Genomic DNA, 13,738 nt, shown 5'->3' on the forward strand with positions numbered 1-13,738 from the left:
ACCGACCTGGCGACCGAGATGCTCGGCGGCCCGCCCCCGGTGAGGCTGCGCGCCTGGGACGGCAGCCTCGCCGGCCCCGCCGGCGCCCCAGTCGTCCACCTGCGGTCCCGCCGCGCACTGCGGCGCCTGCTGTGGCAGCCCGACGAACTCGGTCTCGCCCAGGCGTACATCAGCGGCGAGCTGGAGATCGAGGGAGACCTCACCGGGGCGCTGCGCACCGTGTGGCAGGCGGCCCGCGACACCGGCATGCGCCCGCCGAAGGCCGGCCTCGCCGACCGGGCGCGCGCCGCCGCCGTGCTGCTGAAGCTCGGCGCCGTCGGCCCCCGCCCACCCGAGCCCTCCGCCCCCTCCGCGCGGCTCGGCGGCAAGCTGCACAGCCGCAGCCGCGACCGGGCCGCCATCAGCCACCACTACGACCTGTCCAACGACTTCTACGAGCTGCTGCTCGACCCGTCGATGGCCTACTCGTGCGGCGTGTGGACCCGCCCGGACGATCCGGAGTACGGCCTCGCCGACGCCCAGCACGACAAGCTGGAGATCATCTGCCGCAAGCTCGCGCTGCGTCCCGGCGCCCGGCACCTGGACGTCGGCTGCGGCTGGGGCTCGCTGACCCTGCACGCCGCCGAGCACTTCAAGGCACAGGTCACGGCCGTGACCCTGGCTCGCCGTCAGGCCGAGTTCGTCCGCGCCCGGGTGAAGGAGCGCGGCCTGGAGGACCTGGTCGAGGTGCGGCTGTGCGACTACCGCGACATCGACGGCGGCGGCTACGACGCCGTCTCCACCGTCGAGATGGGCGAGCACGTCGGCGACGCCGAGTACCCCGCCTTCGCGCGGACGCTGCACGGGAAGCTGCGGCCGGGAGGCCGGGTCCTGGTGCAGCAGATGTCCCGCGGCTCCCACGCCCCCGGCGGCGGCGCCTTCATCGAGTCCTACATCGCCCCGGACATGCACATGCGGCCGCTGGGCCGGACGCTGGCGCTGCTGGAGGACGCGGGCCTCGAAGTCCGGCACACAGAGTCGATCCGCGAGCACTACGTCCGCACCATCCGGGCCTGGCACGACACCCTCGAAGAGCGGTGGAGCACCTTCACCGGCCTGGTCGGCGAGCACACCGCGCGGGTGTGGCGGCTGTACCTGGCCGGGGGCGCCCTGGCGTTCGAGGAGCGCCGGATGGGCGTCGACCAGCTGCTCGCCGTCCGGCCCACGACGGAGGGGGACGCCGACATGCCGACCACGCCGCGCGCCTGGTACGCCGCCGAAGGGCTGAGGTGAGGCGAGAGGTGAACGACTTCCCCTGGGACGCCTTCGCCGTCAACCTCGCGGTCGCGGCGGGAGCCTCACTCGCCGTCCTCCTCGCGACCTTCGCCCTGGCCCTGGTCAAGGGCGTGCACCGGATCGTGGACGTCGCCTGGGGCGCCGCCTTCGCCGCGGTCGCCGTCGCCTCCTTCGCGACGGCGGCCGCCGGCGGCCACGGCGACACGGGACGGCAACTGCTGCTGACCGCGCTGACCGTGGTGTGGGGGCTGCGGCTGGCCGTGCACATCGGGCGCCGGGGCGCCGGGCACGGCGAGGACCCCCGCTACGCGAAGATGCTCGCCAAGGCGCCCGGCGACCCGGCGCTGTACGCGCTGCGCATGGTGTACCTGCTCCAGGCCGCCCTGGTGTGGCTGGTCTCGCTGCCCGTCCAGGCCGGCCAGTACGTGCCCGCCGGTCCCGGATGGCTCGCCGCCGCCGGCGTCGCCCTGTGGGCGACCGGCATGTTCTTCGAGGCGGTGGGGGACGCCCAACTGCACCGCTTCAAGTCCGACCCGGCGAACAAGGGCCGGCTGATGGACCGCGGCCTGTGGTCCTGGACCCGGCATCCCAACTACTTCGGGGACTTCTGCGTGTGGTGGGGGATCTTCCTGGTCGCCGCGGGCGACCCGGGCGTCGCCGCGCTGTGCGCGATCGCCCCGCTGGTGATGAGCTACCTGCTGATCTGGGGGAGCGGCAAGCGCCTGCTGGAACGCCACATGGCCGAACGCCCCGGCTACGCGGCGTACGCCCGTCGCGTCAGCGGCTTCTTCCCCCGCCCCCCGCGCCGGTCCGAGCGCTAGGACCTGCCCGGCGCGTCATCGTGCCCCGGGCCCGTGCCCCGTGCCCCGGGCCGGGGGCTCCGTCGGCCCGCCTCCGTCGCTCCCGTGGCCGCTAGGGCTCCCTGCAACGACGGAGGCGGGGCGGACGGCTCCCCCGAAGAGGTCGTCCGCCCCGCCCCGTCCGGGAGGGCCGTCAGGCCGGCAGCTCCATCAGTGCCACCGGTTCCGACGTGGGCTGCTCGGAGCCCCCCGCGGGCTCCACCGTGATGCCCATCCCGGTCGCGTCCCCGACCGGGCCCTCCATCAGCACGGCACCGGTCCGTTCACCGGACTCCATGAGGCCGGCCGGCCGCATCGTGCCGTGGTCGCTGAACCAGAGCTGGTAGACCTTGCCCTGGGGCGCCTCCGGCATCCCGGAGGCGAAGAACGCGGCCTTGTCCTCGCTGTGCGAGACCACGACCGAGCCGCTGGCGCCGTCGGGCAGCTTTCCGACCGCGACCCGGGCGTCCTCGGCCGCCAGCACCCGGGCGATGCTCTCACCGCGCTGTTCGGCCTGCTCGGCTCGTTCCTGCGCGTCCTGTGCGAGCTGGTACTGCCAGACGGAGACACCGCCGAGCGCCGCCGCCGCGGCGATCGACGCCGCGAGGGCGAACCGCGGCAGCCGCCGCACCCGGCTGGAACTCCCGCCCCCGGACCGCCGGTGCGACCGGGGGACCTCCGGCGGCTCCTGCCGCACGTTGGCGATCTCGGAGAGCACCCGCTCACGCAGCGCCGGCGGCGGTGTGAGCGCGGAGGCGAGGCCCAGCTTGGCGGCCGTCGCGCTCAGCTCCCGTACCTCCTGCGTGCAGGACTCGCACGCCCCGAGGTGCCGCTCGAACTCCTCGCGCTCGGCGTCCGGCAACGCATGAACGCTGTAGGCGCCCGTCAGCGTGTGCAGATCGGCCGTGGTCATACGCTCACCCCCAAGCAGTCGCGCAGGCGGATCAGTCCGTCCCGCAGACGTGTCTTCACCGTTCCCAGCGGCAGCGCCAGCAGCTCCGCCACCTCGCGGTAGGTATGGCCGCGGTAGTAGGCCAGGGTCACCGACTCGCGCTGGACCTCGGTCAGGGTCCGCATGCAGCGGCGCACCTGCTCGCGTTCCAGTCGCGCCTCCACCTGCTCGGTGACCTCGTCGAACTCGGGCGTACGGTCCAGCAGGGCCGCACGATGCTCCCGGTTGCTCGCCGCCTGCGCGGACCGTACGCGGTCCACGGCCCGGCGGTGTGCCAGCGTCATCACCCAGGACATGGCGCTGCCGCGTTCGGGCTGGTAGCGCGCGGCGCACCGCCAGACCTCCACCAGCACCTCCTGCGCGACCTCCTCGGACTGCGCCGGATCCCGCAGAATGCTGCGGACCAGGCCCAACACGGGCCCGGCCACGGCCTCGTAGACGGTGGCGAACGCCTTCTGGTCGCCCCGCGCCACCTGTCCCAGCAGCTCGGGCAGGTCGGGACCCGGCTCCCGGGGGGCGTCGGTGAGCCGCGCGTCGTGCCTCATGAAGTCCCGCCTTCCGGCCTGGCCGGTCGCGGCGGTCGGGGCGGAGCGGCAGCTGCCATGTTTTCCTCCGGGTTGCCGGCGGCCCTGGAGGGCGCCGAGTCCTGCGCGGTGACGTGCTTGATTCGTCGCCGCCGCCTGCGTGGATTGGTCGTCGCGGCAGCACGACGGCACGACCGCCGAGCGTAGCGGCGGCCGTGCCGCGAAGCAGGACCCGGGCCGGGGCGGGGCGGGCCGGCGGGGGTGGAGTCAGCCCAGCCAGTTCATGGTGTCCGGGTCCGGCCCCAGGCGGGCCCCCGCGTCCAGGGCGGCGATCCGCTCCCTGTCCTCCGCGTCCAGCTCGAACCCGAACACGTCGATGTTCTCCCGGATGCGGGAGGGGGTGACCGACTTCGGGATCACCACGTTGCCCGTCTGGAGATGCCAGCGCAGCACGACCTGCGCGACCGTGACGCCGTGCTTCTCCGCGATCCCGCCGAGCACCGGGTCCTGCAGCAGGTCCTTCCCCTGGCCCAGCGGCGACCAGGCCTCGGTGGCGATGCCGTGGTCGGCGTGGAAGGCGCGGGGAACGGGCTGCTGGAGCCGCGGGTGCAGCTCGATCTGGTTGAGCGCCGGCACGGTGGCGGTCTCGTCGATCACCCGCTGGAGGTGGGCCGGGTTGAAGTTCGACACGCCGACGGCGCGGGCCCGGCCGTCGGCCAGAATGCGCTCGAAGGCCTTCCAGGTGTCGACGTACCGGTCCTGCTCGGGCACCGGCCAGTGGATGAGGTACAGGTCGACGTGGTCCAGGCCGAGGCGGGCCAGGGAGGCGTCGAAGGCCCGGAGCGTCGCGTCGTAGCCCTGCTCGCTGTTCCACAGCTTGGTGGTGACGAACAGCTCCGCACGCGGAATGCCGGAGGCGGCCAGCGCGCGCCCGGTGCCCTTCTCGTTCTCGTAGATCGCGGCGGTGTCGATGCTGCGGTACCCGGCCTCGAGCGCGGCGCCGACCGCGTCGGCCGCCTCGTCGTCGGGCACCTGCCACACGCCGAAGCCGAGCTGGGGCATCTCGACGCCGTTGTTCAGGGTGAGAGTGGGGACGGTGGGGGTGGTCACCGGTTGCGTCCTAACGAGTCGGCTGTGCGTTCTCCTGGGGCCAACGATCACCGGCCGCCGCACATTCCCGCGCCCCGCACCCGTCACCCGCCGGCCCTCCGCCCGCACCGGGCGTGAGGTCACCCGTGGTACAGGGCCTCGATCTCGACCGCGTACGCCTTCTCGATCGCGTTCCGCCTCAGCTTCAGGGACGGCGTCAGCATGCCCTCCTCCTCGGTGAACTGCGCCGCCAGGATGCGGAAGGTGCGGATCGACTCGGGCTTGGAAACCTGCGTGTTGGCCGCCACCACGGCCCGCCGGATCTCCGTCTCCAGATCGGGGTCGCGCACCAGCTCCGCCGGGCCCATCAGCGGCTTGTGCCGCATGGCGAGCCAGTGCTCCACGGCCTCCGCGTCCAGGGTGACCAGCGCCGACACGTACGGCCGGTCGTTGCCCACCACGATGCACTGCCCGACCAGCGGGTGCGCGCGCACCCGGTCCTCCAGCGCGACCGGTGAGACGGTCTTGCCGCCGGAGGTCACCAGCACCTCCTTCTTCCGGCCGGTGATCGTCAGGTACCCGTCCTCGTCCAGGTGCCCGAGGTCGCCGCTGGCCAGCCATCCGTCGCGCAGCGTCGCGGCGGTGGCCTGCGGGTTGTTCAGGTAGCCACCGAAGACCTGGCCGCCGCGGAGCCACACCTCGCCGTCGTCCGCGACGCGCACGGTGGTGCCGGGAACCGGCCTGCCCACCGTCCCGAACCGGGTCTGCTCGGGCGGGTTCGCCGTCGCCGCGGCCGTGGTCTCGGTCAGGCCGTACCCCTCGAAGATGCGCACCCCCGCTCCGTCGAAGAACAGCCCCAGCCGCCTCTCCATCGCGCTGCCGCCCGACATCGCGTGCACGCACCTGCCGCCCAGCGCGGCCCGCAGCTTGGCGTACACGACCTTGTCGAAGAACTGGTGCTGCACCCGCAGCCCGGCGCCGGGCCCCGGCCCCTTGCCGAACGCGCGCTGCTCGGCCGCCTCCGCGTACCGGACGGCCACGTCGACGGCCTTGTCGAACGCCGTGGCCCTGCCCTCCAACTCCGCCTTCCGCCGGGCCGCTCCGAAGACCCGTTCGAAGATGTAGGGGACGGCGAGGATGAACGTCGGGCGGAACGCCTCCAGGTCGGGCAGCAGCGCGGCCGCGTTCAGGTTCGGCTGGTGGCCGAGCCGCACCCGCCCGCGGATCGCCGCCACCTCCACCATCCTGCCGAAGACGTGCGCGAGCGGCAGGAAGAGCAGGGTCGCCGCCTCGTCGCCCGGCCGGGAGCGGAACACCGGCTCGTAGCGGGTGACGATGTTGTCCGTCTCGGCCATGAAGTTGGCGTGCGTGAGCACGCACCCCTTGGGCCGTCCCGTGGTGCCCGAGGTGTAGATGACGGTTGCCACGGTGTCCGGGGTGAGCGCCAGCCGGTGCCGGTGCACCACCTCGTCGTCCAGATGCGCGCCGGCGGCCGTCAGCTCCGCCTCGGCGCCCGCGTCCAGCTGCCACAGCCGGCCCAGGCCCGGCAGCCGGTCCACCACCGACCCGATCGTCATGGCGTGGTCCTCGTGCTCCACGACCGCCGCGGACACGCCCGCGTCGTGCAGCATCCAGTACACCTGCTCCGCGGAGGACGTCGGGTACACCGGCACGGGCTGCGCACCGACCGTCCACAGCGCGAAGTCGAAGAGCGTCCACTCGTACCGCGTGCGCGACATGACCGCGACCCGGTCGCCGAACCGCACCCCCTGTGCCAGGAGGCCCTTCGCGAGCGCGAGCACCTGGTCGCGGAACGCGCCCGCGGTCACCTCGCGCCACACCCCGTCCTCGTCCTTGCGGGCCAGGGCGACCCGGTCCGGGTCCGTCGCGGCGTTGTCGAAGACGGCGTCCGCCAGTCCGCCGACCTGCGGTTCCGTCACCACGGCGGGGACGGTGATCTCGCGCAAGGGTTCCGCTCCTCCAAAGGGCAGGGCAGCACAGGCGTGGCGACCGTATCCGATACCCGACGCTCCGCGGGAGGAGCCGCGGAGCAGGGGGGTGGGGCAATTCTGGTCACTTCGGCCGGTGCACTGCCAGGGCGTTGCCGCTCCCCGACCACATCTGCACCGAACCTCCTCCATGCGGTCCGGACCAGCGATGCATCCCGGCCACCCGGGCTCGGGGAGGGGCGCGCCCGCCGTCCCGGGACCGGCCGGTGCCGGGCCGTCGCGGGGCGGACGGCTGCGGGACGCCGTACGGCCGTCTCTCCGACACCGTCCGTTCGCCCGCATGCCGTGGGATGGCGGGCACGAGGGGTCCCACGGCCAGGAGGGCCGCGGAGAGGGACGCCGAGCCCCCGAAGGCGGGGCCCGGCCCCGTCCCCGGCAGGACGTTCACTCCAGGAAGGCGCCAGCAGCATGCGGGACCCGCGCACACAGATGGTCGGCAAGGGACTGCGGCGCCGGGGCCGGCTGCTCGCCGAGGCGCTGCGGCCCCCGGCCGGGGCAGCCGTACGGCCCCGGCCCCCCGCCGCCCCCGCCCGCCCCGACCGCGAGGAGAAGGGGTACGTCGCGCCGCACGCCGGCCGGCTGGTCCCGTCGCCGGTCTTCCTGCTCTCCCCGGTGCGTTCGGGCTCCACCCTGCTGCGGGTCCTGCTCAACAGCCACTCGCGGATCCGCGCCCCGCACGAGATGCACCTGCGCACCGTGCACGTGCGGATGGGCCGCGACTTCACCCCGGGCGCGATGCGCGAACTGGAACTGGACAAGGAGGAGCTGGAGCACCTGCTGTGGGACCGCGTGCTGCATCTGGAGCTGGAGCGCAGCGGCAAGAGCCTGATCGTCGACAAGACCCCGCCCAACACGCTGATCTGGCCCCGACTGGACCGTTGCTGGCCGCAGGCGCGCTACCTGTTCCTGCTGCGCCACCCGGCGGCGATCGTCAGCTCGCTGGTCAACCGCCGCCAGGACCCGGACCCGGCACAGATCCACGACGAGGTCCTCGCGTACGCGGAACGGCTGGAGGAGGCCCGGCAGAGCCTCACCGGCCTGACCGTGCGCTACGAGGAGCTCACCGCGGAGCCGGAGAAGGTCACCCGGGAGATCTGCCGGCACCTCGGCGTCGAGTGGGAGGCGGGCATGCTCGACTACGGAAGCCGCGACCACGGCGCGTTCCGTCCGCACATCGGCGACTGGAGCAGCAACATCCGGTCCGGGCGGATCCAGCCCGCGCGCGGCGGCGCCACCCTCGACGGCCTGCCGCCGCGGCTGGCCCGCCTCGCCGAGACCTGGGGCTACGGGCCCGGCGACTGAACCGGCAGCGGCTCCAGGCGTCCGGCACCGGCGTACACGTTCATCGAGCTGCCGCGCAGGAAGCCGACGAGGGTCATGCCCGTCTCGTCCGCCAGCTCCACGGCCAGCGACGAGGGTGCGGAGACGGCCGCCAGCGCCGGGATGCCCGCCATCACGGCCTTCTGCACCAGCTCGAACGACGCCCGCCCGGACACCATCAGCACTGCTCCCGCCAGCGGCAGGAGCCCTTCGCGCAGTGCGCGGCCGACCAGCTTGTCCACCGCGTTGTGCCGGCCCACGTCCTCCCGCAGGTCCAGCAGCTCACCGGCGGGGGAGAACAGCGCGGCCGCGTGCAGCCCGCCGGTGCGGTCGAAGACGCGCTGCGCGGAACGCAGGGTGTCCGGCAGGCCGCTGAGGACCGCGGGCGTGAGGTGCAGCGGCGCCGCCGAGCCCTGCTCGGGCCGCCAGCGCGCGGTGGTGCGCACGGCCTCCAGGCTCGCCTTCCCGCACAGGCCGCAGGAGGAGGTGGTGTAGACGTTCCGTTCCAGCGAGACCTCCGGCACCGGGACGCCGTCCGCCAGCCGTACGTCGACGACGTTGTAGGTGTTCGCGCCGTCCTCGGTCGCGCCCGCGCAGTAGCGGATGTGCGCGACCTCGCCCGCGGCGGCGACCACGCCCTCGCTGACCAGGAAGCCCGCCGCCAGCGCGAAGTCGTCGCCGGGGGTGCGCATGGTCACCGCCAGCCGCCGCCCGTTCAGCCGGATCTCGAGCGGCTCCTCGACCACCAGCGTGTCCGGCCGTTCCGAGACGGCGCCGTCCCGGATGCGGACGACGCGGTGTCGTGCGGTGACCCGTCCCATGCGGCGGTCCTCCTCCTCGTGCGGCCTGCGGTCATTCTCCCGCACGGGTGCCCGCGCCCGCCCCGCGGCGAACCGGAACGCCCCGGTTCGCGCGGTGCGCCGGACCGCCGCGGTGGACCGGGGCGCGGTGGACGGGGGCGGCGGCTAGTCTGGCCCGATGACGGAGAAGCGGCCGCTCGCGGTGTTCGACCTGGACGGCACCCTGTCCGACACCCGGCACCGGCTGCACCACGTCGCCTCCGCGCCGCGCGACTGGGACGCCTTCTTCCGCGCCGCCGTGGACGACCCTCCGCTGCCCGACGGCATCGCGCTCGCCCGGGACTGGGCCGAGCGCTGCGACCTCGGGTACGTCACCGGACGGCCCGAGCGCTGCCGCCGGGACACCGAGGACTGGCTCGCCGCGCAGGGGCTGCCCGCCGGCGAGCTGTGGATGCGCGACGACACCGACCGCCGCCCGGCCCGCGTCACCAAGCCGCGGCTTCTCCAGCGGGTGGCGCGCCGCCGCACCGTCGAGATCGTCGTCGACGACGACCGGCTGGTCTGCGACGCGTACCGCCGCGCCGGGTTCACCGTCGTCCTCGCCGACTGGATGCCGCCCTCGGAGGCTCTGGAGGAGGCCCAGGAGGACACCGGCCGCACCTGAGCCGCCCCGCGCGCCCCGTCCGGGCCACCGCGTCACGCGACGGCCCCCACCTCCCCCACCTCCCCCGACTCCCTCGGCTCTCCCGGCCGGAGCGCGTCCCGCAGGCGACGCGCCTCCCGCACCCGGCGCGACGACCCGCCGGCGGAGGCGACCGCGTCCAGCCCCACCACGGTGTCGCCCGCCGGACGACAGCGCTCGGCGCAGTCCGCCGCCACCTCCAGCAGCTCGCCCGCACCGCGGTGCGGCACCTCGCCCGCCAGCACCACCGGCAGCACGGGCCGCAGCACCGACCACGCCGTGCGGTAGGCGCCCGTCTCCGCCAGCGAACGCAGCGCCGACGTCAGCCGGTTGCCCTTCACCGCCCCGATCCCGACCAGCGTGCCCAGCTCGCCGCCCAGCGTCTCCGGGTCCAACTGTCGCCGTGCGGCCAGGACGAGCAGCGCGTCCACCGCCGCGAGGCGGTCCTCCGCATGCCGCGCGCCCAGGCCGTAGGCCAGCGCGAGGTGCAGCGCGACCCCCGCCGTACCCTCGGGGGCCGCCTCCGCCTCGGCGAGGGCCGGCAGGTCCCGGGCGGTCGTACGGGCGCCGCTGTCGGCGCATGCGGCCAGCGTGGCGAGCCGCCGGGCGGCGACGGCCTCGCGATGCCACGGCAGGACGCCGAGCCACGCCGCCGACTCCGCCCCGTGCCCGTAGTGGCCCGCGGCCGAGGGGGTCGCGGCGCCGATCCGGCCGAAGACCTCGTGGAAACCGTCGCCGCGCCCGGTCGGCAGGCCCTCGTCCCGGACGAGGATGCGGCGCGGACTCACCTCCGTGTACCACTTGGTGCGCCAGTGCGCCCGTTCCGGCTCGTCGACGCGTGCGCCCACCGGCGCCGGGAGCCCGCCGTTCGCCAGCCAGGCGGCCAGCCGTCTGCCGGGCCGCCCGCCCAGCTCGGCGGCGGGCGCCGCCCACCGGGTGTCCGGACGCACCCGCAGCAGCGCCTGGTCGAAGTCCGCGGCGCCGGGCCGCAGGCCGAGCCGCCGGTACGTCCGCAGCCGTTCCAGCAGGGTCTCCGGTTCCAGGACGCCGTTCTCCCCGTCGGGAGCGGCCAGGAGCATCGGCATCCCTCCCGTGAGGATGCCGGCGGCGGCCTCGCGCACCCGCACGGCCCGTACTGCGGTGGGGGCGTCGTAGTGCCCCGCTCCGGTGGCGGGTTTGCGCAGGTCCCGGCGGGAGAGTTCGCCGACGACGGCGGCGACCGCGTCCGCGACGCCCCAGCTCCCGCCATGCCGCAGCAGCCATTCGCGGGCGATCGGCTGCCTCGCCCAGACCGGACGCAGCGCCTCCGCCAGCCCCGCCCGGTCCCGGTGGGCGTGCCGCACGAGGCCGTCCAGCACGCGCTCGAACGCGGGGACGCCGGCCGGCGTCCAGCCGCGGTTCGACGCGGCCGCGACCTCCTCGACCAGTTCGTCCACCGTCTCCGGCGCGGGGGCCGCGCGGGCGGGTTCCGGCGCGGGCGGCAGCAGCTCCTCGTACGGTTCCTCCTCCGGTGCCGCCGCGACCCCGCCGAACTGCTCGGCGGCGCGGCGGCGGAGCGACGGGCCCAGCAGCGCGGCGGCGGACGCCACCTCGGACCGTGCAGCCTGGTCGGCCTTCCGCCAGTGCCGGGCGGCCAGCCCCAGCGCCCGCTCCTGCACCTCGGCGTCCGGGTGGCCGAACGCCTCGGCGGTGACGGGGAGCAGTACGTGCACGGCCTCCGGGTCCCGGCTCATCGCCTTGCCCAGCAGCACCAACTGGGCGCGCACCAGCTTCCGTTCGCTGCGGAAGAGCACCCCGCGGGACGCCTCCGCCAGCGGCTCCGCCGCCAGCCGGCCGGCTTCCCACAGCCGCCGCAGCGTCCGCTGCGCGTCGTCCGCCACGGCGGCCGGCGCGTCGGCCGCGAGCCGCACCCAGTCCCGTTCGCGCGCGGCCAGTTCGTCGTCGTCCGGGGCCATCGCGGTGAGCAGGTCGCGGAAGAACCGCAGGTTCCCCGGCCGGTCCCCGCGCAGCAGGCGGGCCACCGCCCCGTCCAGCAGGGCCGCACGGTCCAGCACGCCCTCACCCGCCAGCGCGGCGAGCGGCTCGGACCATCCGAACTGCGCCAGTACGGCGCCCGCGTCCTGCGCCTCGAACAGCCGGGGCACCAGCACGGTGAGGAACGGGTCGAGGCGCAGGCGTGCCGTCAGCGTGTCCCCGGTGTCGCGGCGGCGCACCGACGACCGGCCCCGTACCCAGCCGCGGACGAACCCGTCCGACGTCGGCGGCGGGCCGCCGGACAGCCGGGTCAGTTCCGCGACGAGGGGGAACAGCTCCTCGGCGCGCGAGGGGCGGTCGGCGAGGCGGTGGGCGACGTCGGCGTACCAGGCGGCTTCGCGGCCCCGCATCGCCGCGACCAGATGCTCGGAGCAGCCCCGTCCGCTCCACGCGAAGTCGCGTGACAGCAGCCATGCCGTCGCGCCGGAGGCCGCCGAGTGGCAGCCGGTGCCGGCGACGTAGAGCGCCGTGCGGCGCTGCCACTGTCGGAAGTCCCCGCGCATCGCGCCGCGCAGCGCCTTGAGTTCCGGCAGGCACGCGCGGCGTGCCGCGTCGTCCAGCGGCTCCAGCACGGCGAGCACCTCGTCGACGGGACGGCCCTCGCGCACCGCGTCGAGCAGTTTCTCCGCGGTCATCGCGTTCCCCGTGGTCATCGCGCGCCTCCGCCCGTCCGCACGGCCGGGGCGGCGTCCGCCGCGCTCGCGCCGCGGCGCACCATCCGCACGGCCAGCGCGTGCTTGCACGGTCCGCGCCCGCCCCGGTACTTCGCCCACCAGGGGCAGGTGCAGCTCGGCACGCCGGCCGCCTGGCGCACCCGGTACGGGTGCCCGTCGGACAGCACGGTCGCCGTCTCGCCGTCGCCCGGGTCCAGGGCCACGGCTCCGGACGCCACCAGGGCGCGTGCCGCGCGCAGCCTGGGGTTGTGCTGTTCGGCGCGGTCGGCGTCGTAGGGGAGTTCACGATGGAAGTAGGCGGCCTCGGCGGTGTCGTAGCCGATCCGGCCGGCGGTGCCCAGCCGGGTCAGAGCAGCGCGTGTCCGCTCGGGCGGCAGCCCCGCCTGGTCGGCCAGGTCGGCCACGTCGATCCGCGGCTCCCACGCCAGCAGCACCGCGACCAGCTCCGCGTCGGCCGCCGCTTCGTCGGTGGCGAGGGCGTCCAGCACGGCGCCCTCGCCCGAGAAGCCGCGGGAGGCGTCGGGGGAGAGGGTGAGGGTCAGCCGCATCCCCGGCAGCACGACCTCCCACGCGGCGGCGAGCGGTCCGGTGCCCGCCGCGACCGGCGGCCCGTAGACACGCAGCGCCTCGGCGTGCCGCAGCACCCGCTGGAGCGCCACCAGCCGCTCCGGGCCCGGCAGGCAGACCGCGCCGGGCACCGGCCGGGTGGTGGGCCGCAGCGTCCGCCCCGCCGGCACCACCCAGCGGGGCGGTGCCGCGCGCCCGGCGCCGCCGCGCGGCAGCGACCGCAGGAACCGTACGGCCTCGCCCGCCGGCAGCTCGGCCCGCAGGTCGAAGCCGGCCGCTATCACCTGCGTCTCGGCGAAGCCGCGCAGCCAGCGTTCCGGCAGCGGCACCTTCTTCTCCAGCACCGGGCCGTCCAGCGTGGTGACCGCCAGCTCCTCCGGCCCCACGCGCAGGTGCAGCGGGTCGCCGGAGCCGGTGCGGGACAGCGCCTCCCGCAGCGGGTTGTTGACATCCACGTTGGTCGTGCCGTGGCCGGTCTCGCCACCGTCCAGGCCCTCCCGCAGCACGTCCAGCCGGGCGTAGACGCCGCAGCACCCGGAGAAGGACTCGAAGCGCAGCCGGTCGCCGTTCCCCGTCACCACCGGATCGAGTGACGCCGGCGACAGGCGCTGGTAGTAGCGGGCGGCCGCGACGTCGGCGACGGCCAGCAGCGCGTGCGCGGCGGCCTGGGGATGCGTCAGGAAGCCGCGGAAGAAGCCCGGATGGGCCTCGGCGCCGCGCGGGGTCAGCCCGCCGGAGGTCTCCAGCCCCAACAGGCCGCCGGCCGGGCCGGATCGCACGGACGAAGCTCGAAGATAGGCGTACGCCTGGGTCGTTCGCGTCATGATCGGAACGCTAGGGCCCGGGACTGACAACGCCCCTTTGTCCATTCGGGGGAGAAAGTCTGACGGATTTCTGCACGACTTCTTCCCTCCCCGGGGAGCCGCTGCTACGTTTCCTGGGAAATCCGGCCCCGAGGCCCGCTCGCGGAGCG

11 protein-coding genes are annotated in these 13,738 nt (G+C 75.1%); 4 read left to right on the top strand and 7 right to left on the bottom strand.

Translation table 11 applies throughout. From position 1 onward, the window contains the following. Positions 1-18: 18 nt before the first annotated feature. Positions 19-1,272, top strand: a complete 1,254-nt coding sequence (locus K304_RS0100640) for an SAM-dependent methyltransferase (RefSeq protein WP_078528279.1) — start codon at positions 19-21, stop codon at positions 1,270-1,272. An 8-nt stretch (positions 1,273-1,280) separates the two neighbouring features. Continuing rightward, positions 1,281-2,096, top strand: a complete 816-nt coding sequence (locus K304_RS0100645; protein ID WP_027762160.1) for a DUF1295 domain-containing protein — start codon at positions 1,281-1,283, stop codon at positions 2,094-2,096. 172 nt (positions 2,097-2,268) lie between these two features. Here K304_RS0100645 and K304_RS0100650 read toward each other — a convergent pair whose 3' ends face one another. The 4 genes from K304_RS0100650 to K304_RS0100665 all read right to left on the bottom strand — a co-directional run bounded on the left by K304_RS0100650 (position 2,269) and on the right by K304_RS0100665 (position 6,646). Then, positions 2,269-3,027, bottom strand: coding sequence for an anti-sigma factor (locus tag K304_RS0100650; RefSeq protein ID WP_027762161.1), 759 nt, complete (start codon positions 3,025-3,027; stop codon positions 2,269-2,271). Then, entirely contained in the window at positions 3,024-3,611 is a 588-nt protein-coding gene (locus K304_RS0100655) for a sigma-70 family RNA polymerase sigma factor (protein ID WP_027762162.1), read from the bottom strand. The genes K304_RS0100650 and K304_RS0100655 overlap by 4 nt, the downstream gene beginning before the upstream one ends. A 246-nt stretch (positions 3,612-3,857) precedes the next feature. Then, positions 3,858-4,652 (bottom strand): aldo/keto reductase, encoded by a 795-nt coding sequence (locus K304_RS0100660; protein WP_051307691.1) that lies wholly within the window; start codon positions 4,650-4,652, stop codon positions 3,858-3,860. 167 nt (positions 4,653-4,819) lie between these two features. After that, positions 4,820-6,646 (bottom strand): long-chain fatty acid--CoA ligase, encoded by a 1,827-nt coding sequence (locus K304_RS0100665; RefSeq protein WP_027762164.1) that lies wholly within the window; start codon positions 6,644-6,646, stop codon positions 4,820-4,822. A 450-nt stretch (positions 6,647-7,096) separates the two neighbouring features. On the opposite strand from K304_RS0100665, the gene K304_RS0100670 reads away from it, so the two are divergent. After that, the gene (locus tag K304_RS0100670; RefSeq protein ID WP_027762165.1) at positions 7,097-7,990 is read left to right on the top strand and encodes a sulfotransferase family protein; all 894 of its coding nucleotides are present in this window, start codon (positions 7,097-7,099) and stop codon (positions 7,988-7,990) included. On the opposite strand, the gene fdhD is transcribed toward K304_RS0100670, so the two are convergent. Continuing rightward, positions 7,972-8,829, bottom strand: a complete 858-nt coding sequence (fdhD, locus tag K304_RS0100675) for a formate dehydrogenase accessory sulfurtransferase FdhD (RefSeq protein ID WP_027762166.1) — start codon at positions 8,827-8,829, stop codon at positions 7,972-7,974. The genes K304_RS0100670 and fdhD overlap by 19 nt on opposite strands. A gap of 157 nt (positions 8,830-8,986) precedes the next feature. On the opposite strand from fdhD, the gene K304_RS0100685 reads away from it, so the two are divergent. Next, the gene (locus tag K304_RS0100685) at positions 8,987-9,472 is read left to right on the top strand and encodes a phosphatase domain-containing protein (RefSeq protein ID WP_027762167.1); all 486 of its coding nucleotides are present in this window, start codon (positions 8,987-8,989) and stop codon (positions 9,470-9,472) included. Between the two features lie 32 nt (positions 9,473-9,504). Here the strand turns inward: K304_RS0100685 and K304_RS33190 are convergent, their stop codons facing one another. Both K304_RS33190 and K304_RS0100695 read right to left on the bottom strand, forming a co-directional pair. Further along, positions 9,505-12,177 (bottom strand): DUF6493 family protein, encoded by a 2,673-nt coding sequence (locus K304_RS33190; RefSeq protein ID WP_051307599.1) that lies wholly within the window; start codon positions 12,175-12,177, stop codon positions 9,505-9,507. Then, positions 12,174-13,589 (bottom strand): SWIM zinc finger family protein, encoded by a 1,416-nt coding sequence (locus K304_RS0100695; protein WP_027762169.1) that lies wholly within the window; start codon positions 13,587-13,589, stop codon positions 12,174-12,176. The genes K304_RS33190 and K304_RS0100695 overlap by 4 nt, the downstream gene beginning before the upstream one ends. Between the last annotated feature and the right edge of the window lie 149 nt (positions 13,590-13,738).

It is taken from the genome of Streptomyces sp. CNS606 (assembly GCF_000426325.1).